24 protein-coding genes are annotated in these 20,588 nt (G+C 41.1%); 19 read left to right on the top strand and 5 right to left on the bottom strand.

All coding sequences use genetic code 11. From position 1 onward, the window contains the following. Positions 1–36 precede the first annotated feature (36 nt). Positions 37–1,185, bottom strand: a complete 1,149-nt coding sequence (locus ACSLP7_RS02690) for an acyltransferase family protein (protein ID WP_435577882.1) — start codon at positions 1,183–1,185, stop codon at positions 37–39. A 202-nt stretch (positions 1,186–1,387) separates the two neighbouring features. Beyond that, on the bottom strand, positions 1,388–2,164 hold the full coding sequence (locus ACSLP7_RS02685) for an NUDIX hydrolase (RefSeq protein ID WP_435577881.1): 777 nt from the start codon (positions 2,162–2,164) through the stop codon (positions 1,388–1,390). Between the two features lie 90 nt (positions 2,165–2,254). Between ACSLP7_RS02685 and ACSLP7_RS02680 the strand changes: the two genes are divergently transcribed. From ACSLP7_RS02680 to ACSLP7_RS02625, 12 genes are all read left to right on the top strand, one after another. Beyond that, the gene (locus ACSLP7_RS02680; protein WP_435577880.1) at positions 2,255–4,177 is read left to right on the top strand and encodes a glycoside hydrolase family 3 N-terminal domain-containing protein; all 1,923 of its coding nucleotides are present in this window, start codon (positions 2,255–2,257) and stop codon (positions 4,175–4,177) included. A 191-nt stretch (positions 4,178–4,368) separates the two neighbouring features. Beyond that, the gene (locus ACSLP7_RS02675) at positions 4,369–5,094 is read left to right on the top strand and encodes an acetolactate decarboxylase (RefSeq protein ID WP_435577879.1); all 726 of its coding nucleotides are present in this window, start codon (positions 4,369–4,371) and stop codon (positions 5,092–5,094) included. A 41-nt stretch (positions 5,095–5,135) separates the two neighbouring features. Then, positions 5,136–5,606: a hypothetical protein gene (locus ACSLP7_RS02670; RefSeq protein ID WP_435577878.1), complete on the top strand. Its 471-nt coding sequence runs from the start codon at positions 5,136–5,138 to the stop codon at positions 5,604–5,606. A gap of 129 nt (positions 5,607–5,735) precedes the next feature. After that, positions 5,736–6,035 carry a hypothetical protein gene (locus ACSLP7_RS02665; protein ID WP_435577877.1) on the top strand — a complete coding sequence of 100 codons (300 nt, stop codon included), beginning with the start codon at positions 5,736–5,738 and terminating at the stop codon, positions 6,033–6,035. Positions 6,036–6,188: 153 nt separating this feature from the next. After that, complete coding sequence (locus ACSLP7_RS02660) at positions 6,189–7,061, top strand: RNA polymerase sigma factor (protein ID WP_435577876.1); 873 nt, start codon at positions 6,189–6,191, stop codon at positions 7,059–7,061. 118 nt (positions 7,062–7,179) lie between these two features. Then, a complete protein-coding gene (locus ACSLP7_RS02655; RefSeq protein WP_435577875.1) occupies positions 7,180–7,683 on the top strand; it encodes an SRPBCC family protein in 504 nt (167 codons plus the stop codon). 57 nt (positions 7,684–7,740) lie between these two features. Continuing rightward, a complete protein-coding gene (locus ACSLP7_RS02650; protein ID WP_435577874.1) occupies positions 7,741–8,169 on the top strand; it encodes an SRPBCC family protein in 429 nt (142 codons plus the stop codon). A 16-nt stretch (positions 8,170–8,185) separates the two neighbouring features. After that, entirely contained in the window at positions 8,186–8,692 is a 507-nt protein-coding gene (locus ACSLP7_RS02645) for an SRPBCC family protein (RefSeq protein ID WP_435577873.1), read from the top strand. A 172-nt stretch (positions 8,693–8,864) separates the two neighbouring features. Next, positions 8,865–9,239, top strand: a complete 375-nt coding sequence (locus ACSLP7_RS02640; protein WP_435577872.1) for a hypothetical protein — start codon at positions 8,865–8,867, stop codon at positions 9,237–9,239. 12 nt (positions 9,240–9,251) lie between these two features. Next, the gene (locus tag ACSLP7_RS02635) at positions 9,252–9,758 is read left to right on the top strand and encodes a hypothetical protein (protein ID WP_435577871.1); all 507 of its coding nucleotides are present in this window, start codon (positions 9,252–9,254) and stop codon (positions 9,756–9,758) included. Between the two features lie 103 nt (positions 9,759–9,861). Then, positions 9,862–11,337 (top strand): rhomboid family intramembrane serine protease, encoded by a 1,476-nt coding sequence (locus ACSLP7_RS02630; RefSeq protein WP_435577870.1) that lies wholly within the window; start codon positions 9,862–9,864, stop codon positions 11,335–11,337. A 111-nt stretch (positions 11,338–11,448) separates the two neighbouring features. Then, entirely contained in the window at positions 11,449–12,117 is a 669-nt protein-coding gene (locus ACSLP7_RS02625) for a TapB family protein (protein WP_435577869.1), read from the top strand. 2 nt (positions 12,118–12,119) lie between these two features. Here ACSLP7_RS02625 and ACSLP7_RS02620 read toward each other — a convergent pair whose 3' ends face one another. Then, entirely contained in the window at positions 12,120–12,668 is a 549-nt protein-coding gene (locus tag ACSLP7_RS02620) for a hypothetical protein (RefSeq protein ID WP_435577868.1), read from the bottom strand. Positions 12,669–12,763: 95 nt separating this feature from the next. Here ACSLP7_RS02620 and ACSLP7_RS02615 point away from each other — a divergent pair, with 95 nt between their 5' ends. The 5 genes from ACSLP7_RS02615 to ACSLP7_RS02595 are packed head-to-tail and all read left to right on the top strand — an operon-like array spanning position 12,764 to position 17,483. Beyond that, positions 12,764–13,306, top strand: coding sequence for a DinB family protein (locus ACSLP7_RS02615; RefSeq protein ID WP_435577867.1), 543 nt, complete (start codon positions 12,764–12,766; stop codon positions 13,304–13,306). Positions 13,307–13,365: 59 nt separating this feature from the next. Further along, on the top strand, positions 13,366–14,277 hold the full coding sequence (locus tag ACSLP7_RS02610; RefSeq protein WP_435577866.1) for a hypothetical protein: 912 nt from the start codon (positions 13,366–13,368) through the stop codon (positions 14,275–14,277). Positions 14,278–14,292: 15 nt separating this feature from the next. Then, a complete protein-coding gene (locus tag ACSLP7_RS02605) occupies positions 14,293–15,714 on the top strand; it encodes an alginate export family protein (RefSeq protein ID WP_435577865.1) in 1,422 nt (473 codons plus the stop codon). A 57-nt stretch (positions 15,715–15,771) separates the two neighbouring features. Beyond that, a complete protein-coding gene (locus ACSLP7_RS02600; protein WP_435577864.1) occupies positions 15,772–16,218 on the top strand; it encodes an amidohydrolase family protein in 447 nt (148 codons plus the stop codon). After that, positions 16,161–17,483 carry an amidohydrolase gene (locus ACSLP7_RS02595; RefSeq protein ID WP_435577863.1) on the top strand — a complete coding sequence of 441 codons (1,323 nt, stop codon included), beginning with the start codon at positions 16,161–16,163 and terminating at the stop codon, positions 17,481–17,483. Before ACSLP7_RS02600 ends, ACSLP7_RS02595 begins: the two co-directional genes overlap by 58 nt. A 70-nt stretch (positions 17,484–17,553) precedes the next feature. Here the strand turns inward: ACSLP7_RS02595 and ACSLP7_RS02590 are convergent, their stop codons facing one another. Both ACSLP7_RS02590 and ACSLP7_RS02585 read right to left on the bottom strand, forming a co-directional pair. Continuing rightward, positions 17,554–18,252 (bottom strand): hypothetical protein, encoded by a 699-nt coding sequence (locus ACSLP7_RS02590; protein WP_435577862.1) that lies wholly within the window; start codon positions 18,250–18,252, stop codon positions 17,554–17,556. 5 nt (positions 18,253–18,257) lie between these two features. Beyond that, positions 18,258–18,794, bottom strand: coding sequence for a hypothetical protein (locus ACSLP7_RS02585; RefSeq protein WP_435577861.1), 537 nt, complete (start codon positions 18,792–18,794; stop codon positions 18,258–18,260). A gap of 39 nt (positions 18,795–18,833) precedes the next feature. Between ACSLP7_RS02585 and ACSLP7_RS02580 the strand changes: the two genes are divergently transcribed. Together ACSLP7_RS02580 and ACSLP7_RS02575 are read left to right on the top strand one after the other, a co-directional pair. Beyond that, positions 18,834–19,883 (top strand): M14 family metallopeptidase, encoded by a 1,050-nt coding sequence (locus ACSLP7_RS02580; protein ID WP_435577860.1) that lies wholly within the window; start codon positions 18,834–18,836, stop codon positions 19,881–19,883. An 11-nt stretch (positions 19,884–19,894) separates the two neighbouring features. Beyond that, entirely contained in the window at positions 19,895–20,563 is a 669-nt protein-coding gene (locus ACSLP7_RS02575; RefSeq protein ID WP_435577859.1) for a hypothetical protein, read from the top strand. Positions 20,564–20,588 lie beyond the last annotated feature (25 nt).

The following is a 20,588-nucleotide window of genomic DNA, read 5'->3' as shown; positions in this document are numbered from 1 at the left end:
ACCGTTGTAAAAAATTATTACGGAATCACCTCTATGTTATTCTTGTTTTTTCTTCCATTTCATTCCGAATAGAATTCTACTAATAATTGTGTTTCTAATAATAAAATGATATAGTATCCAAATAGTGGTAATACATATTATGACCAATAGCAATAACTTCAAAGCTATATTTATCTTCAATTGAAGGACATAATACCCAGACACAACAATTATGGCTTGATGAAGAATATAAAAAGGGTAAATAGCTGTGTTTAAATAATTCAAATAGATACTAGAATGATTCAAGTATCTCATTGCAAGGCCAATTGAAGCAAGTATAATTACCCAAATATGAATTCCATTAAGTAATCCATATAAGTACAAACTTGAATTTTGAAGTCTAGGCTTGTTTGTTTCCCAACTCCAATAATATTCAAAAAACAAAACCGATGCCAAGATAAGTGCTATAGATAAAAACCATTTCCTGTATTTCAAACAAGATTCCCAAAATGAACTAATTGCGCTGAAAATGAATCCAAATAAATAAAATGTTATTGACGAAACAAAAACGAACCAATCGTCAATTAAACTACCTTGTTCAGGCCAATCAATATATAGCATGTAGAAATACAAGATAAATGGAATTGCTAGCGACAAATGTGCAAAAGGAGAGCAAAAAACCTGATTTAAAAATGATTTTAATTTATTAAACCATTTAAACTTTGCTAAAGAAAAAATGGGCAGCAAGAGAATTGTAAAAACAAATAAGTAAGCAACAAACCACATATGACTCCAAGTAAAAGGGCCTTCAGGATAAGGTACAATTTCATAAACTTGAGGATAAAATTCTATGAAACTCATAACAATTCTTCCGTTTTGTAACCATTCAAAATAAACTTGAAATGGTGTAATAAAGAAAATCGCAAATATTAACGGAATTAATAAACGTAATGTGCGCTCACCAAAAAAAGTTAAGACAGATCGTCTTTTTAATGAAAAACGAACTCCTACTCCTGAAATAAAAAACAATAAAGGTAACCTCCATTGATGCGTCCACCAGATAATCCGTGTAATCCAAGGCGATGTCTCATTATTATTAATCTCCCAATTATAATTCTCAACAAAAGGAACAGCACAATGGAATAAAATAAGCGTCAAAAAAGCAAGAACCCTAAGCCAGTCGATGTAATATAAACGTTTACTCATAATATAAGGTTGGTTACTATTATAGAAGACGTAAAAATAATTAAGTTGGTTGCCTGCACCCATAACTTTTTACAACACCGTGTATAGCTCATTGCGGCTGAATTCCTAACCGGAATTAATTGCAATTTGCTATCTTTCAGTTACGGCGGAAAATCATAGCTGATTTCCCGCAACGAGCCATACACAAAACCGTTGGCAATCATTAACCGAATCCAATCCCATCTTTAATAAGCTGATCATAAACCTTATCATTTATGGAGTACAGATAAGGTGCTTTGTTCGATGCCCCCGTCATTAACTTTTCATGCCGATCAAGAAAGTTTAGCTTCATCATCTTTCTTTGAAAGTTCCCCCTATCCAACTCTTCACCTAATATGGCTTCATAGATTAATTGCAGATCATACATAGTGAACTTGGAAGGAAGTAATGATCTGCCTAAAGGAATGTAATTAATTTTTTGCCGTAAATGTCTTTGGGCTTCTTCGATTATTTGTCGGTGGTCAAGGGCTAGATTTGGTAGCTCATTAAGAGATATCCATTTGCATTCATCACTGATTTCATCTGGAGTGGGATTCACAATTGAAGCATCTACCAACGCCATAAATGCAGTGGAAACAAAACGTTGCTCAAACCATTTTGATAATTTCCCCTTGTGTTCTTGTGGCCACAAACTTTTAATTATTTCAAAATTTCGCCCATCTCTATCGGTCCATCCTCTTTTCACAGAACTGAACGTATGAAACTGTTGTAAAAATATGTTTTCTACACCAGTTCTTTGAAATAGAAGATCGGTTACTGCATTTTCCATGGTAGCATTCTTAGGAAGAAATCCGCCAGGCAAAGCCCATGTATTTGTTTTTTTATATCTAAGCAGCAGAATGTGGAGTCCTTTGTGGTGATAGCCAAATACCACACAATCCATGGATATAGAAGGCACTAAATCTTCTATTTGATCATAAAATGATTTGTGTTTATTCATTCGTATAATAAACTAGGGATTCTATTTTGTCAATTTAACAAATTGACATAAATTTGTAATATGTCATAGTGACAAATTAACTAAAAAATTATGAAAGCAACCCTATATATTTCTATCGCAGTAATCCTATTGTCAAGCTGCCAGCCCAAAACAGTCAATAAACTAGATCTATTGGTTGCACGTACATCTGAGGTCATAGTGAAGATTGATGGCAACGAATTTAGAGATCTTAATAGCAATGGAAAACTGGACCTATATGAAGACTCCAAGTCCAATGTAGAGGATCGAATTGAAGATCTTTTAAGCCAAATGACGTTGGAAGAAAAAGCAGGAATGATGTTCATCAATGGAGCTCCTGTAAGCGAGGATGGTGACCCTAATCAACCTGGAAGCGGGCCTGCAGCTCGTATGATGACTACTCCAGCTTCCTTAGATAGTTTAAAGATGAATCACTTCAACATTTGGAGTATACCAGACGATCCAGCCGTTTTTGCTAAATGGTATAATAAAGTTCAACTAATTGCGGAAAAAAACAGGCTGGGGATTCCTGTAACAATTGCATCTGACCCCAGACATCACCTAGGTAAAAATGTTATCCAGATGGCTGCTAATGGCTTTAGCCAATTTTGTGAACTACCAGGTTTTGCTGCATTAAATGATGTTCAATTGGTTAGAGAATTTGCCGATGTGGTACGTAAAGAATATATGGCTATAGGCATCCGAGAAGCACTATTTCCTCAAATAGATTTGGCCACTGAACCAAGGTGGGCCAGAATCAGCGGAAACTTCAGCGAAGATGCGGAGCTTACAGCACGACTAGTCAAACCGTACATAGAAGGACTTCAAACAACGAGCCTAAGCAACGGCATTGCGTGTATGACGAAACATTTTCCAGGTGGCGGTCCACAAAAGGAAGGATTAGACCCTCATTTTTCAATACAGAAAGGACAGATATATCCTGGTGATAATTTTGATTATCACTTAATCCCCTTTGAAGCTGCTTTTGAGGCTAATACCTCTGCCATAATGCCGTACTATGGTATCCCTGTTGGACAAACAGATGAAGATGTAGCCATGTCTTATAATAAAGCGATAATCACCTCATTACTAAGAGAGAAGTACCAATATGATGGAGTAGTCTGCACAGATTGGGGGTTAATCACTGACTTACCAATGGGACCTGAGATTGTATGGAAAGCACGTGCTTGGGGTGTAGAGCATTTAAGTGATTTAGAACGTGTCGAAAAAATCATAAATGCCGGCGTAGATCAGTTTGGAGGTGAGAGTCGACCAGAATTGGTGGTGCAGCTGGTAAAAGAAGGACGAATAAATGAGGAGAGGCTAAACGCTTCAGTTCGCAGACTCTTGCGACAGAAATTTCAACTTGGACTTTTTGAGAATCCTTTTGTAGACGAATCTAAGGTAGCAGAAACACTGCAAGACCCGAAATCAATCGCACTTGGCGAGAGAAGCCAAAAGGAATCAATGACGTTACTTAAAAATAAGGAGAATACGTTACCCTTGAAAAAAGAGACCAAGGTTTATATAGAAAATATTGATAGCACCACAGTAGCCGATTATGCGACCATCGTCAGCTCTCCTGCAGAAGCTGATTTTGCAATCATTAGATTGAACACACCTTGGTACCCTGCAGATTCTAAAGTTCCTTTCGCACGTAGTTTTCATCATGGTGATTTAGATTTTAAAGGTGAAGAAAAAAGTAGGATTTTGGATCTATTAAATAAAGTGCCTACAGTTGTTGACATTTATTTAGATAGACCTGCTGTAATTCCTGAAATTACCAACGCTGCAACGGCATTAATCGCCAATTATGGTGCAAGTGATAAATCGGTCTGTGAAGTACTTTTTGGAAATACCTCACCACAAGGGAAGTTGCCCTTTGAATTACCTTCTTCAATGGAGGCCGTAAGGAATCAGAAGACTGATGTTCCTTATGATAGTGAAAATCCATTGTTCAAATTCGGTTTTGGATTAACTTATGATATCGATTAAAAGCTCTCTGAATAATTAATTTCAACGATTGCCAACAACGTGTATAAGCAATAGCGGTTTAGGTGTAAACTTGAACCGTTTTGTATTTAATTAAGTATTTTGCTATCTGAAAGAAAAGCAGTTTAAAATCCACTACTGCTCTTATACTAAACGTTCGCGGTAATTTGAAAAAGAGAAAGTTAAAGATGAACATGAAGCATTTAACGATTGGACTTCTGACAATAGGATTGATAAGTTGCAACTCGACATCGAAAGAGAAAACCACAGAACAAACAGAATCCTATTCAGACATTAAAATTGTCGGTGCAATGAAAAATGTTATGTGGAAAGGTGAATTAGCTGGTAGCATTGAACTTGATACCGTTTCAGACATAACTGGACTCTACGGACTGGGTCCTGTTAGCTACTTGACAGGCGAGTTGCTAATTAATAACGGGAAGAGCTACGTGTCTAAAGTGACGTCAGACTCCACAATGATCGTTGAAAGAACGTTTAACACTACCGCACCTTTCTTTGTTTATGGTAACGTAACACAATGGCATCAAATTGACCTCCCAGCTGATGTTAAGACCATTCAGGGTTTAGAGAGATTCATTGATGACAGGACAAGGGAGTTTAAAAGACCTTTCGCCTTTAAATTAATGGGACAAGTTTCAAGTGCGATTATTCACATTCAGAATTTACCTGAAGGAACAAAAGTGTCATCACCAGCCGAAGCTCATCAAGGACAGACCAATTACAATATTGAAAATGAAGATGCCGAAATAATTGGTTTTTTCTCAACCGAACACAAAGGGGTATTTACACATCACGACTCATTTTTGCATATGCACTTGATAACAAAAGACGAAAGTAAAATGGGACATTTAGACGAATTAGAAATCGGAGCAATGAAATTGTATCTACCGAAAAAATAGAACCTGGTAACAATGGCTCTAATTGAGCTTCGCTAAAAAAAATGAAACCAAACCCACAACTCCTAAAATTCATCGAACCTTATGATGAGCATATTCAAAATCTAGCTTTGGAGTTGCGGAATTTTATAACTGATTTAGTTCCGGAAGCAAATGAATTGATTTGGGACAACTATAATGCGGTAGCAATGGCGTATTCCAAATCAGAAAAACTTAAAGATGCCTTCTGTCATATTGCGATCTATTCTGGACATGTGAATTTTGGATTTAATCGCGGAGCGGAATTAACAAAGACAAGTATCAAACTAAATGGAAAAGGAAAGTTAATCCGGCACCTTAGCGTGAAGGACTTTCAATCTTTCCCGAAAGAGGAAATACAAAGTATGATCTGGGAAGCGGTCGGAATTTCCGAAAACTTGAACAGTGCTTTAATCGATAAGAAATCTCAACCCAAGAGTATCGTAATGTCAATCTCTGAAAAGAAGATTAGACCTGGCAATAAAACCAGCGGCTAACACAGGCGATAATTGCCTTAGCCAATCAAATTATAGATCATAACCAAAGAATCCGGAAGAGCAAAGCAAGTTTATTCTCAAGCTATTTCTACTAAAGATTATAGTTCGGGTATTCAAACCCTTAGCGAAATGATTCAGAATGGAGAAGACATTTGCAGCGCTTTATCCTTGAGATCTCATTTGCACTATTTGACGGCCAATAATGATCAGGCAAAACACGATTTGAATGCTGCCATTGAGTTAGATTCTCAACGTCGTGGTTTGTACTATGACAGGGGAGTTCTTCACAGTCATATGAAAGAGTACTATCTGGCACTTAAAGATTTTTGTGAGGCCGTTAATCTTGCTCAACTAGCTGGAGACAATGATCTTATTGATGCCGCAGAACATCATTTTATTGAGCTCCTGGAGAAGATGAGGAGTACGTGATAGTGAAGAATGGTGGAAGTGATTATAAAAAGGTGTATTGATCACAGTCGCACTTTAGTCAGCAACGAAACAAATACAAAGCCCTTAGTTAAAGCTCAAGACAAACTTTGTAACACCTATCCAACACTTGTATCTAACAAGAAAAGAGATCATATGAATCAACTGGGAGATAAATATTCAGAGGAAGAAAATTTAGAACTGCTAAAGGCTTCTTTAGATGGTAACAAAGATGCCTTGAATCAGCTTATAGAGATCCACAGGCCTTATATTTTCAATGTGGCATGGAAGTTCACCTTTGACCCTCAAGATGCAGAAGATTTAACGCAAGAGGCTCTTATCAAGGTGATCACTAAGCTATCACAGTTTAAGTTCGAGAGCCAATTTAGAACCTGGCTCTATCGTATTGTTTTTAACGAATTCTTGCTTTCTAAACGACGAAAAGGGGAACAACAATTCTCAGATTTTGAGTTTCAAGGAGAACGACTTGACTCCATTGAAAACGCCACTTTTGACTCTAATGAAGAAAAGGAGTACGAGATATTGGCAAAGGAACTCAGGTATCGGTGTCTATCTGGTATGATCATGTGTCTTACCCGAGAGCAGAGGCTTTTATTTATTGTGGGAGAAACCTTTGGAGTAGACCACAATTTAGGCTCTGAAATATTTGGAATGTCCAAAGCTAATTACAGAGTAAAGCTGCACAGAGCCAGAAAAGAGTTGATCAACTTTATGCAGAAAAAATGTGGGTTGATGAATCCTAAAAACCCTTGCCGATGTGTCAAAAAAGCAAAGACAATGCACAAAAATGGTTATCTCACTGAAGACCGACAGTTTTTCAATGTGGGTTACAAAACCAGAGTAAGCGACTACGCTTTTCAGAATAGTGAATTGATTGCAGATATTGTAGACAAAAAGCACTTGGAGTTACTTCGAGATATTCCAGCTAAGGATGATTTTACTAAAGAAACCATCGTGGAGGAAATTATTGGGAACAATGAATTACTCGATTTTTTTGAGCTAAACTAATACTGGCCTACACTTGTAAAAAAGCCCGTGATTTATGCAATCACGGGCTTTTTATTTTCCGTTTTGTAACACCTGATGGAATTCTGTATCCAAAGGGCAAATTAAAGATTTAGACAGAATGGAAATAAAAAAAGAAATCCTAATCAACCAGCCAATTCATGAGGTATGGGAGGTTTTGGGCAATCAATTTACTACCGCCTACAAATGGGCAAGAGGCTTGACTCATTCCGAAGGTTCTGGGAAACCAAAGCTTGATGGGGCACCATGCAGCAACAGAACCTGTGAAGTTCCTGGTTTTGGAACGATTCAGGAAGACATCAAAAAATTCGACTCGAATAATTATGTGTTAGCCTATGAAGTTGTGAAGGGCTTTCCTGGGTTTATCACTACTGCGGTTAACACATGGACTCTGGAAAGAAGAGGAAGCAATACGCTTGTGTGCATGCACTTGAAAATGCAAACCAAAGGTTTTAAAGGTGCCATTATGGGACCCATGATGAAAATGCAGCTCAATAAAACGGTGAGTGGTGTTCTTGAAGACTTAAAAATATTCGTTGAAACCGGTAGCCCCAGTGATTACAAACAAAAGGAAGTAGCAAAAAGCAGGAAGAAAGTAGCTTAATTCTGTAACACATCAATTAAGACAGTATCAAAAGGAAAATATTAAAACGAAGTAATTATGAAACAGCCAAAAGTTAGCGAAAGTCTTAAAATTAATGTCCCAGCGTCAGGCATTTGGAATCGAATCAAATCATTTGATAGGGTAGAAGAGTATTCAGGAGGGATGATTTCTCACAGTGAAGTAATTGGTCAAGGATTGGGTTGCGAACGAATTTGCACGATGAATACTGATCAAGGAAAAATCGTCATTAATGAGGTAATTACTGAGTTTAATGATTCTGGCAAGCACTTAAAATATTCAGTTCATAATCCACCTATGCCTGTTACGAATATGGAGAACAGCATTTCTGTAAAAGACCTTGGTGCAAGTAGCGAAGTGACTTGGGAAAGTTATTTTGAAGCCGAAGAAAACCATGTTGAAGTAGTTAGTTTGATGCTTCAGAAAATGATCAAAATGAACTTAAACGGAATTAAAAATTTGTTTTAACTAAAATTCAATAACAATGAAAATCAAAAATCTTTTATTCGCCGCTTTAATGCTATTGTTGAGCGGATATACTGCATCTGCCCAAAATATGGGCGAGCCAAAAGTTCAATTCAGCAAGGTCATAAATAAGTCGGCAGATGAAATGTGGAAGACCGTTAGAAAGCTCGATCAAGTTCACAAATATTCTTCCGTAATCGCCAAGGTAGATTGGAATGGTAATATGGGAGTTGGAGGAGAAAGAGTTTGCCAAACAGCAGATGGGCAAGGATTCTTTAAAGAAAGAATTGTAGCCTATGATGAATCGTCAAGAAGCTTCTCATATGCATTACTAGAAGGTGCACCTGTAAAGGGAATGACTAACTTTATGCAAGTAGTTGATCTAGGCTATAATAAGTGCATTCTTGTTTGGTGGTCGAATTACGACGAGTTTATGAAAAACCCACAAATGACGGAAGGTCAATTTCAAGCCTTTATGCTAAGTTCAATTGAGGAAATGACCGATAAAATGGCCAAAGATTCATAATAGGCAGTACCTCATAGGGTGTTTAACAATAGCGGTTCAAGTATAGACTTGGACCGTTTTTCGTTTAAATAAAGTAAATTGTAATTTGGGAAGTAGTTGTTTAAAATTCGAACCGAATTATCTACATACTTCAGTATTACATGTAATGGCTAAAATTAATAAACTTAAATTCTTGAAATATTTTGTTCCGACTGAATTGGAAATCAAAAAAAGAACTGTGTTTAAAAACGGCGCTTCAATAAGGACTGAATACAAATCGGAAGATGAATATTGGGTAAAATACTTACCTGGTAATCGTGCGGATTATTTTGTACCAAACTTCATCTTTAAAACAAAAAAGAGTCTAAAAATAATACCTATTCCAAATTTTTATACGTTCCTTCTTATTCCAATCGCTTTAGTTGGTTTGATATTTTTTGAGAAAGTTAAAATGGAAAATATTTGGACTGTTATAATTGCACTGATTCTATTTATTGTTTTAATGCAATCAATACTCATTTACCCAAGCCTTCAGGTTATTAAAAAGAAAGTTAACGAAAGAGAATAAAGCCTTAACGAGATGTCAAAAGACTATCAATATTTTCACGATGTTTTAGTAGCCTGGTATCAGGGTGAAGAAACGGGGTCCGAAATCAGAAAGAAAACAGCAGATTTTCTAAATCTTGAATTTTACAAAGAGGATTTTGACTTATTTATTGATGCATTAGAAGTGGCGATTGATGAGTACAATGATGATTTTGGTTACGAGTGGGAAGAATATAAAGAGTATGCAAAAGACACTGCTCCAACCGTCAAAGGTTTATGCCACAATATTGAGCAAGTGCTTTTAAAAAATCTTGAATTTGACGAGTTCCTTGATTGGGCAACTTGGCACAATATAGATTGTGGCGAAAGTACGAGCGGTGTATTTGAGAACGATAATATTGAAGAGTTCTGTTTAGTATTTCTGCCTAAAAATGAAGAGTTGATAACTGATGATGTTCTAAAAAAGGTACTTCCTATTATTCAGGAAAGCCACCGGATGAACAAAGTAGAGTTTGAAAAGAAGATTAAAAGTTTATTGTAGCGGTGAGATAAACTCTGGTAAATTTCCCACTCACAAAACTTCCCAAAAAAGAAATATCTTAGAAGAAGCTAAACCAGACAATCAACCAAACCATCTTTAACGCATGGCTCTAGGAAAATCTTCGCAACACCTCAAAGAACTTACTTTTACCGATCAATCTCCAGAAGACACGCTCACCTTACTTATAGCCGCGGCCAAGGCCATGGACTGGAGCATTAGTAGTGTGGCGCAAAACGGCTTTAAGGCCAGAACTAAAATGTCCATGAGTTCTTGGAGTGAAGATGTGACCGTAGTAGTAGAGGAGCAGACGGTAAAGATGAAGAGCATCTGTACGGGACAGATCTATGATTGGGGCAAAAACAAGCGCAATCTAGAAGGTTTGCAACGGGAGTATGAGAAATTGGTATCTCAGACCGATGCTGAAGGCATCGCAGCCTTAAAAGCAGATCAAGACTCCAATGAAGACCTGCAAGCTGCTGAGGTCATGGAAACGCAAGTGCAAGAGGAAGAGGCTTCTGGTGGACTCAAGGACTTCTTCAGCATTTTTGTACCCACAGAAGGCTATTTCATAACGCCTATTTTGATCAATCTAAACATCTTGATCTTCATTCTTATGGCGGTTTCTGGCGTCGATATTATGCTGCCCGATAACGAGAGTCTCTTAAATTGGGGATCCAACTTTAAACCGCTCACCATGAGCGGGGAGTGGTGGCGTTTGGTGACCAGCTGCTTTGTGCACATTGGCGTATTCCACCTCTTGATGAACGCTTATGCACTTTTGTATATCGGAATCCTATTAGAACCCTATTTGGGTAAGGGGCGTTTTTTAACCGCCTATTTAGTCACGGGGATCTTATCCAGCACGGCCAGCTTATATTTCAATGACTTTACCATCAGCGCAGGAGCCTCTGGAGCCATCTTTGGGATGTACGGGGTATTCTTGGCCATGTTGACCACCAAACTCATTGAGAAAACCGAACGCAAGGCCTTGCTGCTGAGTATTGGCGTCTTTGTGGGTTATAATTTACTCAACGGCTTTCAAGAAGGCATTGACAATGCCGCTCATATCGGTGGTTTGGTGAGTGGTCTGATCTTAGGTTACGCCTGGGTGCCAACCTTAAGGAAGCCTCAGGATGAGCGTATGCAAATGACCAGTATCATCGCAGCTGCGGCGGTTGGTTTAAGCATAGTTGTTGGTGTTTTGACGATGGGTAGCGGTAAGGATATTGCGAAATTTGAGCCAGAGATGGATCAGTTCATTGCCTTGGAGCAAAAGGCCATGATGATCTTTGATATGCCTGTCACGGCAACGGATGCAGAATATCTGGTGGAGATCGATCGCAATGGAATCCCTTCTTGGGAAGAGGCGCTACAAGTTACTGAGCGCATCGCCACGTATGATCTTCCCGAGGATTATTTGAAGCGCAACGAACTTTTAAAGGAGTACTGCCAACTGCGTATTGAGAGTTATAAGCTCATCCGAAAAATGATTGCTGAAGATACCGAGGCCTATCAGGAACAGATCAATGAATACAACATGCGCATAGATGGAATCATCACTTCCTTGAGTGATTTTTAGCGGTGTTACATCTCTTCTAGCATTTGTTACAATAGCACCATCCCCTGGAGGTGAGCAGGCTTAGTTTTACATCGAAATCAAAAATCGATTGCTAACACTAAGACTTTACTCATGAAACGTATTTTATTTTTCCTCGCGACTTTGCTCACTGCCTCAAGTTTTGCACAAGACAATTGTAGCACGCTCTATCCCGCCAATGAAGGCCAAACCTTGGTTATCCATCAAATGGACAAAAGGGGCCGCCTGCAGACCATTTTAGAGTACACCACCTCAGAAGTAACCGATGACGGCATGACCATTGCCTTAGCGGTTAAAGACAAGCGCAACCGTTATCTAACCGATAGCAGTTTTAAAGCAATTTGTGAAGGCGGAGTGACGCGCCTGGACGCTGCCAGTTTGGTCTCCTCTCAATTGCAGCGCTATGAAGGAATGGAGTATTCTATAAACGGAGACGATCTGTTCTTTCCCAATAACTTAGAAGTAGGAGAGACCCTGCCCGATGCTTCCGTAGAGATGCGCGTAGACGCTGGAGTCATGGCAATCACAACAACAATTTCCATGACGGATCGAAAAGTGATCGCCTTAGAAAATGTTACCACGCCAGCAGGGACTTTTGAATGCTATTTGGTAACCTATTCCAACCGGGTTTCAGTCAGTGGCATGGCTCAAAACCTGACCTGCAAACAATGGATTTCTCCGGGTGTCGGGATGGTCAAAGAAGAATCGTATAAAGCCAACGGCAACCTATTGACCCAAAGCGTGCTTCATGAGATCCGCTAGAATTATTGGCTGTTACTTTTTAGGTTGAGTTCGTTGTAGTGATGCGTTGCGAGATATTCCTGTCTAAGACTTTCCAAGTATTTCTTTAGAACTCCATGCTGCTCGTGATTGATGTTCAGGACATCTTTAAGGGCTGCATCTCGCACCTTGATGATAATGTACCATTGACCATTGCGGGAGGAATGAAAGTCTTCCAAAACAGGCGCGGAGCCGTCGTTCTCCAATTTGGCGTCTACCAAGATTGGGATCAGATTGATGGTCTTGGTGGTGCGTTCGCATTCATAGAAACTCAAGTATAGTTTTTCACCATCGAGTTCAAAGGGTACATTGTATTCCACCTCCGTATAGGCCAGATCGTATTTGCTATTCACATAGCTGTAAAACTCGTTGGCGTCTTTGGGATCTTCAAAAGCAAAACCATAGCCTTGCGGCAACTCCTTGGAGAATTTCTTGGTCTCCACAATTTTGTGCGTTTCTATTTTGGGCGCGATCCGGGTTGGGATGCAGCTATAAAGGGTCAAAAGCAGTAGTGCTAGGGTGGCGGTCTTCATAGTTTTTCTTTGCCTGCTGTAGGAGCAAAAGTCGCGCCAAAGTGGAAAGAATGTCTTAACTTTCTTAGCATTCTAAGAACATCAAAGATTCTTCTATGAAAAAGATCATGTACTGCAGTATATTTTTGCTGATGAGTTGCGCTCCGCTAATTGCGCAAGCCCAAGACAACGCGTTTGTTCGGGATTATGTGGAACGTCTGGAAAACTCTCGAAAATACCTCTTGTTGGTGGCTGAGCAAATGCCAGAAGCGCAGTACAATTTCAAACCTACCCCAGAGTCTTTAAGCTTTGCAGAGAACTTGATGCATATTGGCTTTGCTATGGATTGGCACAGCCAGTCTTTGTTGGGAGGCCGAGAAGCCAGAACCTGGGCTACGGATACCGTTTTCAAAGTGGCGGATAAAAGCAAGGCAGAGATGATCGCTTTAATTGACAAGACTTTTGAACAGGCCCTATCACTGCTCCAAGAGTTTGATGTAAAACAACTGGAAGATCGTTTGGACTATTTTGGACTAGACCGAACCAAGCGGCAGATCTTTATGCTTTTGGCAGATCACATCACCCACCACCGTGGACAGATGTTGGTTTCTTTACGATTAAACGGGATAGTGCCTCCACGGTACGTCTTGTATCAATAAACACAATTAATGTTTTGTTTAACATATTTTGATTAACTTTAAACAAAATATGTTCAAGCTTGAAAAAACTCTACTCGTTTTTCTTATCGGAATCGGCCAAGATTCGCATTGAGCGTTTCATACTCTATGTGGCGTTTATGGGATTCTTTGCGCATTTGGCCTTGATCTATTTGAATAAGTGGGGTTGGATGTCGCTATTTGCAGACTCAGAACTTTTAGAAAATCCAATATCTGCAGTATACACACCTTTTTCCTTCATTTTGGTTTATGAGGTGTATTTACTGATCTACTACCTGCCAAAATCGTTCACTACCTATATAACCAAACAGTATCAGATCATTACCCTAATTATTATCCGCAAGCTGTTCAAAGACCTGTCCGCGCTGGAACTCAGTACCGATTGGTTTGAAATAAAGGGCGATCTGCAATTTACCTATGACCTTCTGGCGTCGCTGATTTTGTTTTATTTGATCTATCAGTTTCAAAAACAGGGAAAACGAATTCCAAGCAGGTCGAGCGTGCCTAAAGAAAAGACAGACCGTTTCATTGCTCGTAAAAAGCTCATAGCAACATTTTTGGTTCCCTTGTTCTGTTTATTAGCAGTGGTCACTTTAGTGGATTGGTTGGGGGCTGTCTCCTTTGAAAGCGCGTCTATGCCAGCCTTGAGCAGCATTAACAGTCTCTTTTTTGACGAGTTCTTTACCCTACTGATCTTGGTTGATGTAGTACTGCTGTTGATCTCTCTATTTTATACGGATGAGTTCCATAAGATCATTCGCAATTCAGGTTTTGTGGTTTCCACTATTTTGATACGTATGTCCTTTGGAGTCAGTGGTTTGATCAGTACGGTGTTGATTGTTGTAGCCGTTTTATTTGGTCTGATGATCATCCTTACCCACAATCAATACGAGAAAGATAAAGGCGTAAAAAATCCAGGCCTAGGATTTGGCTCGATGACCAATAGAGAATAATATGAAACTTCCATCATGAAAGCCTTGAGAACAAAAATTATCACAATCATCTCCTTAAGCCTATTTGGGGTTATTGAAGCGCAAGAAACAGATTTTTTGACTGTGTATAAAAGTGAAGGCATTCAAATCCAAGGCTATTTGCAGTTTGGAGTCAATGCCGTGGCAGAGACCAATCTGTTTTGGAATTTAGCCGATGTCCCAGAACTGGACTATGACTCAGACACCCAATGGTTGGAAAGCTATGCCAAGCCTGGCCTTGGATTCACGATCCCTGTGGGCAAATCTAAGTTTTACGGCCGTGTGTCTGTGGTTTGGTCATCAACTCTAGGAACAGATGCTTTTGATGAAGGCGATACGGGCAGGTTTACTCTGGAGGAGTCTCATGTGGGTTACTTGTTTGCAATAAACGAGCACAGCTCTTTGGATCTATCCGTAGGTGGTCGTGAATTAAAACTCGGAACCGGAATGCTCATAGCCAATGGAGGGGTGAGTGGATTTGAGCGTGGTGCGCTCAAGTTTGGTCCGCGCAAAGCTTGGGAGATGTCTGCTATTGGTCATTACAACAACAAAAACTTCAACGCACGCGCGTTCTATTTGGACCCGAACGAACTCCCATCCAACGATACCAAAAATGAAATTGTCGGTTTTGATGCCAATTGGACGGCCTCCCCAAACAAATTTTTTGGCCTCAGTTATTTGAATGTGATTCGTTCTGAGGCGCCTTATCCACAAGCAGCTCCTGGAGGCGATGGCCCGCCAGAGATCGTTGCTGGAGGTCGTGAAGATTTGAACGCGTTGAGTTTTTACGGAAAGACCTATCCGTTTAAAGGGAAGTTCAAAGACTTTTTTACTGCTTTGGATTTTGCATATCAGTGGAACGAACGTTTGGATCTGAATGCTTGGGGCGGTCGGGCGCAATTGGGTTATGACTTTAAAAAGATAAAATGGAGCCCAACGCTTATGGCAACCTATCAGATCTTTTCTGGGGACGATCCCGATACGCCTGGGCTGGAACGTTTTGATCCTTTGTATTATGAAGGATCGCCCAGCGCTTGGTCTACAGGTTCTAAATCCTCTATGGTCTTTATCAATTCCAACTTGAGGTCCTTTATGCTTAGCTTACGGGTGATGCCGAGTCAGAAAGACATTCTTACCCTGCGCTATGCGAGTATTGCAGCACAACAGCTCAGAAGCCCTATTCAGTTTGGACAGGCTGCTCGTGTGGAATTCTCAGACGGTATTCCAACAGTAGTTTCTGGGGTGACCGAGGCTAATTTGGCTAACGATATCTTTCTAGAATACAACCGTGTGGTAAACCGTAATCTATTTGTCAACGCCGGGTTTGCTTTTTCCTTTGCGGGAGACGGCATCAACAACATTGTGGGAGAGACCGCCGCATGGAGTGGTGCCTTTGTCAATGTTGTATTCAATTATTAAAAAGAACATTTTGTAACTTATGATCAGAAGAAATCAGACTAAATAACACAGGAATAAATGAAGAATAACTACTTATATGCGCTGCTCTTTTTTAGCCTACTGATGGGTTGTAAAACAGATCAGCCTGCAGATTCAGAACAGGCAATGGCCACCATGTACTTTGGAGGAGAGATCCTCACCATGGTTGGAGATACACCCCAATACGCGGAAGCCTTGGTGGAACGTGACGGAGAGATCGTTTTTGTAGGTAAGAGTGCAGAAGCCATGCAGGCTGCAGGGAAAGGACATAAAATGGTTGACCTACAAGGAAAGACCATGGTCCCTGGCTTAATAGACGGTCATGCACATTTTACGAGCTTTTCAGCTCAGGCTATAGGCGCACAGTTGTTGCCTTCTCCAGACGGTCGCGCAGACGATATTCCAACCATAATCGAGGTGCTAAAGGCATGGAACACTCCAGAAAATCGAGAGCTTACGGGTTGGATATTCGGGAACTGGTTTTGACGATTCTGTCATTGCAGAGAAACCGCTTTCCCACCAAACACGATCTGGATCAAGTCACCACAGAGTTCCCGATCATGATCATTCATATTTCAGGACACTTTGCTGTGGTGAATTCCAAAGGCTTAGAATTGTTAGGAATCACTGCCGATACGCCAGATCCAGAAGGAGGTATCATCAGAAGAGAACCAAACTCGCAAGAGCCCAATGGGGTCTTGGAGGAGTTAGCCGCCATCCCCAATATGTTTGCCGCCATGATGCCTAAAACTCCAGAAAGCAATATGCGCTTTTTTGAAGCGGGTCAAGAAATGGCGCTCTCTTATGGGTATACAACCGCTCAAGATGGACGTTCTATGGATCTGTCGCAAATGACCACCATGGCCGAACAACAGAAGCTGAGGTTAGATGTGGTGAGCTATGTGGATTATTCGGTGACGGACAAATACATGGACACACCTTGGAACAGCAAATCTTATATCAACCATTTTAGAATTGGCGGGATGAAGCTGACCTTAGACGGTTCTCCTCAGGGAAGAACGGCATGGCGAACCCAACCCTATTTAATCCCGCCCGATGGTGCAGCCGCTGATTATGCGGGTTATCCTGCCATTCCGAATGACGAGGATGTGACGGCAATTTACGAGAAAGCCTTTCAGAACAATTGGCAAACCCTCACCCATGGTAACGGAGATGCCGCCATGGATCAAATGATCAGAACGTTAAAGCCTTTGGCTGAGAAGTACGGTAATGATGACCGTCGCTTTGTGCTTATTCATGGGCAGTATATCCGCATGGATCAATTGGACGAATTTAAAGAGCTTGACGTTGTTTTGAGCCTGTTTCCCTTGCATACGTATTATTGGGGCGATTGGCACCGGCAACTCATTGGGCAGGAATTGGGAGATAAGATCAGCCCAACCCGATCTGCTTTAAACAAAGGCTTAGACATAACCATACATACTGACGCTCCTGTGGCCTTGCCAAATTTGATGCGCGTTATTTGGACGGCGGTGAGCAGAACCAGTCGCTCTGGAGCAGACATAGGCGCAGACGAGCGTTTAACGCCTTATGAAGCCCTGCAGGCCATTACCATTTGGAGTGCGTATCAGCATTTTGAAGAAGACACCAAAGGAACGCTAGAGGTCGGCAAGATGGCAGATTTAGTCGTCTTAGATGCAAACCCGCTGACCGTTCCTGTAGACGATATTAAAGACATTCAGGTGCTAAAAACGATCAAAGAAGGCGAAGTCGTTTTTGATCGGCAATAACTAACCATCAACCTGAAAACAAAAACCCTCGGCGAAAGCCGAGGGTTTTTTAATGGTCGCGATTTTGGCTTTATTGCTTCAAGTACACCAAACGCTCTAAACGCGCTAGCTCTTTATCATCAACGTATTTGCCAATTTCCTTTCTAAATTGCTCCATAGAAGTGTATGGACGGTACTCTTCAAATTCATGGGTCATACGGTCTCCAACTCCAGGAAGCGCTTTGATATCTTCGTTTGAGGCAGTGTTGAGCTCCACAGGAACAAAAACGTAGTTCAAGTAGTATTCCACCTGCGCCTCATCCACATATTTCCCGATCTCCTTGCGGAACTGCGCCACAGAGGTATAGGGTCTGTATTCTTCAAACTCATGAGCCATTTTGTCTCCTACACCCGGGATCATTTTAAAATCAGCCTCGGCAGTAGTATTCAAATTGAAAGGAACAAAGATGGCTTTATACAGCTCCTCCTTGTTTGCAGTATCTCCCAAGAGTGCATCAAAGTCATTCATGCTTAAAAAAGGTTGTGCTTCAATAACCTTGGCGATCAACTCGTCGCTCATCCCAATCGCTTTAAGATTATCTTCTGTAGCAAGGTTTGCATTGAGAACTGTTACTGGGATCTCATAACCTTCTACTACAGTTTCTTCTGCGGATTTGGTTTCGGTTTGCTCCGTGGTGGTGGTTTCTTCTGCAGTTTCTGCTTCTTTCTCCGATTTACAAGCCGTGAATGCTAGTGAGGCAACAAGGGCTGCAAAAAGTAATTTGCTCATTGTTTTCATGTTTGTTGTTTTATTAAAAGGGTGTAAGTATATCCAATCAGTGCCAAGGCGATCATACTCCCAGGGGCTAAAGCAGGCAGTGCGCCTGACAGACTTTCCGTAAAGAGATCCCAGCCTTGAGCGCCAGGTTTGATTTCTAATTCAAATTCATAGTTGGCCTTCATATGAAGGTAAACGCCCACCAAACCGCTCAGAGCGGAAAGACCGAGGATTCCCTTAAAAATGCGCAAGGAAAGCCCCGAGGGTTTGCTCATTACCCAAACCATGCCAGCTAGGGCAGCGCCAATGCAGATCAGGGGAATCAATTGCCAAGCATCTTCATAATGATCCAATAAATACAGCTCAAGCCCAGTGCCAATCAGCATGAAAAGCAAAGCGATGAGGAGTATTTTTAAAACGGATCTGTGGGGTGATGCTGTCATAAGCCAGACAAAAGTACAACGGTACATCGGCTTAAAAAAATTATTTAGAAGAATTCTAAATAAAGAAATTGTTGTCTTAGCCTTAACCGAAGTTAAATTGGCGCTAACCAATATTTTCGTAATTTCAAACGAGATTCCAATCCAACCGCAATGACCAAATTTTTCAGTGTATTAATTTGTTTTCTAACACTCATTGGTGCTAATGCGCAAACTGAATTTCAACGGGCGTTTCGCGACGCCATACCAGTTTCCCGAACCAATATGTCTGTCGCTCTTGAGGACGCACAAGGCAACAAATCAATGCTGCCTATAGTGATCTTAAAAGGAGCAGAAGCTGGCCCCACTTTTACCTGGCTGGCTGGAGTACACGGTTCTGAATACGCCCCAATCATCGCTACTCAACAATTATTAGAAGAAATTGATCCTGCGCAGCTCAAGGGGACTTTGGTGATCTTACCGCTTCTCAATGACGGTGCCTTTTACGGCCGTGAGGCCTATATCAATCCGGTTGATGGCGTCAATCTCAATAATGCTTTTCCCGGAGATGCCAACGGCAGTATCACTCAGCGCATAGCGCATTATGTAACTGAAAATATCGTTCCGGTGTCTGATGTCTTTCTTGATATTCACTGCGGAGATGCTCCAGAGGATCTTTTGCCTTTTGTGTGTTATTATGTGGACGAGAATCGGCCGCAGCAGACTGGTTTGGCCAAACGCCTTTCTGACGGCAGTGGCTTTGAGTACTCTGTGGCATATCCTTTTAATATCGACTATAAAGAGCCTGCCAAATACGCCTTTAAGCAGGCGGCTCAAGATGGCAAAACAGCTTTGAGTATTGAGTCGGGTCGATTGGGATTGGTGGAGAAAGAGGCAGTGGATCTAGTAAAAACCGGCGTTTACAATATGTTGGATATCATGGGAATGTACGCTGAGGGAAGCGGTCCGCATCCTGAGCTAAAGCTTTTAGCTGATCAGATCTATATCGACTCCACCGTTCAAGGCATTTTTTACAGTGACCTAAAGGCGGGAGATCAAGTTTTAGAAGGCCAAGAGGTTGGCTATACCACCGATGCCTTTGGCCGTCGCTTGGAGACTTATCACGCTCCAAAAGCAGGAACTGTGCTGTATATGCTGGCCACACCACCTATTAATGTGGAGGACACTGTGATGTGCATCAGTACAAAAACCTTGAAGAACTAAATAGCATCGTCATGAAAAAAATCACACTAACCCTAATTGCTGCTGTATTTGCTTGCGCGTTTTCTTGCAACACACCTGCGGAACAAAAAACTTCAGAAGACTTAACTACAGCTGCTGACAGCACGGTCGCATCAACAGTTTCTTATGTTCCTATTGATTCTGATGAGGCTTTGATTCAAACTGCTTTGATGGCTGCGCCGGAAGCGGGTAGGGCGGGCGCCAAGGTTATTGGTTACAATACAACAGGAGAATTTGTAACCCTGCGTGAGGGTACTAATGAGTTCATTGTTTTGGTGGACGACAGCAGTCAAAAAGGCTTTAATGCGGCCTGTTACCACAAGGATTTAGAACCTTTTATGGCCCGAGGGAGAGAACTGCGCGTAGCAGGCAAGAGCCCGGAGGAGGTCTTTGCCATGCGCGAGGCCGAAGCAAAAGCAGGAACCCTGCCCATTCCCACAGGAGCTACTTTGCATATATATTTTGGCCCGAGTACCAATTATGACCCACAGAGCGGCGTTGTAGAAGGCGCAAAATTGCGCTATGTAGTCTATATGCCTTTTGCGACCGCGGAGTCTACAGGTCTGCCGGAGTCGCCCGTAGCGGCCAATCATCCTTGGATCATGAACCCTGGGACCCACCGCGCACATATTATGATCTCCCCGATAAACAATCCCCAATAGAAAATTGCGTTTTATAAAAGCACGC

Source organism: Gilvibacter sp., assembly GCF_965601605.1.
In the GTDB taxonomy this organism is placed as follows: domain Bacteria; phylum Bacteroidota; class Bacteroidia; order Flavobacteriales; family Flavobacteriaceae; genus Gilvibacter.
The sequence above is the reverse complement of the archived record's forward strand: the minus strand, read 5'-3'. Positions and strand labels throughout refer to the sequence as shown.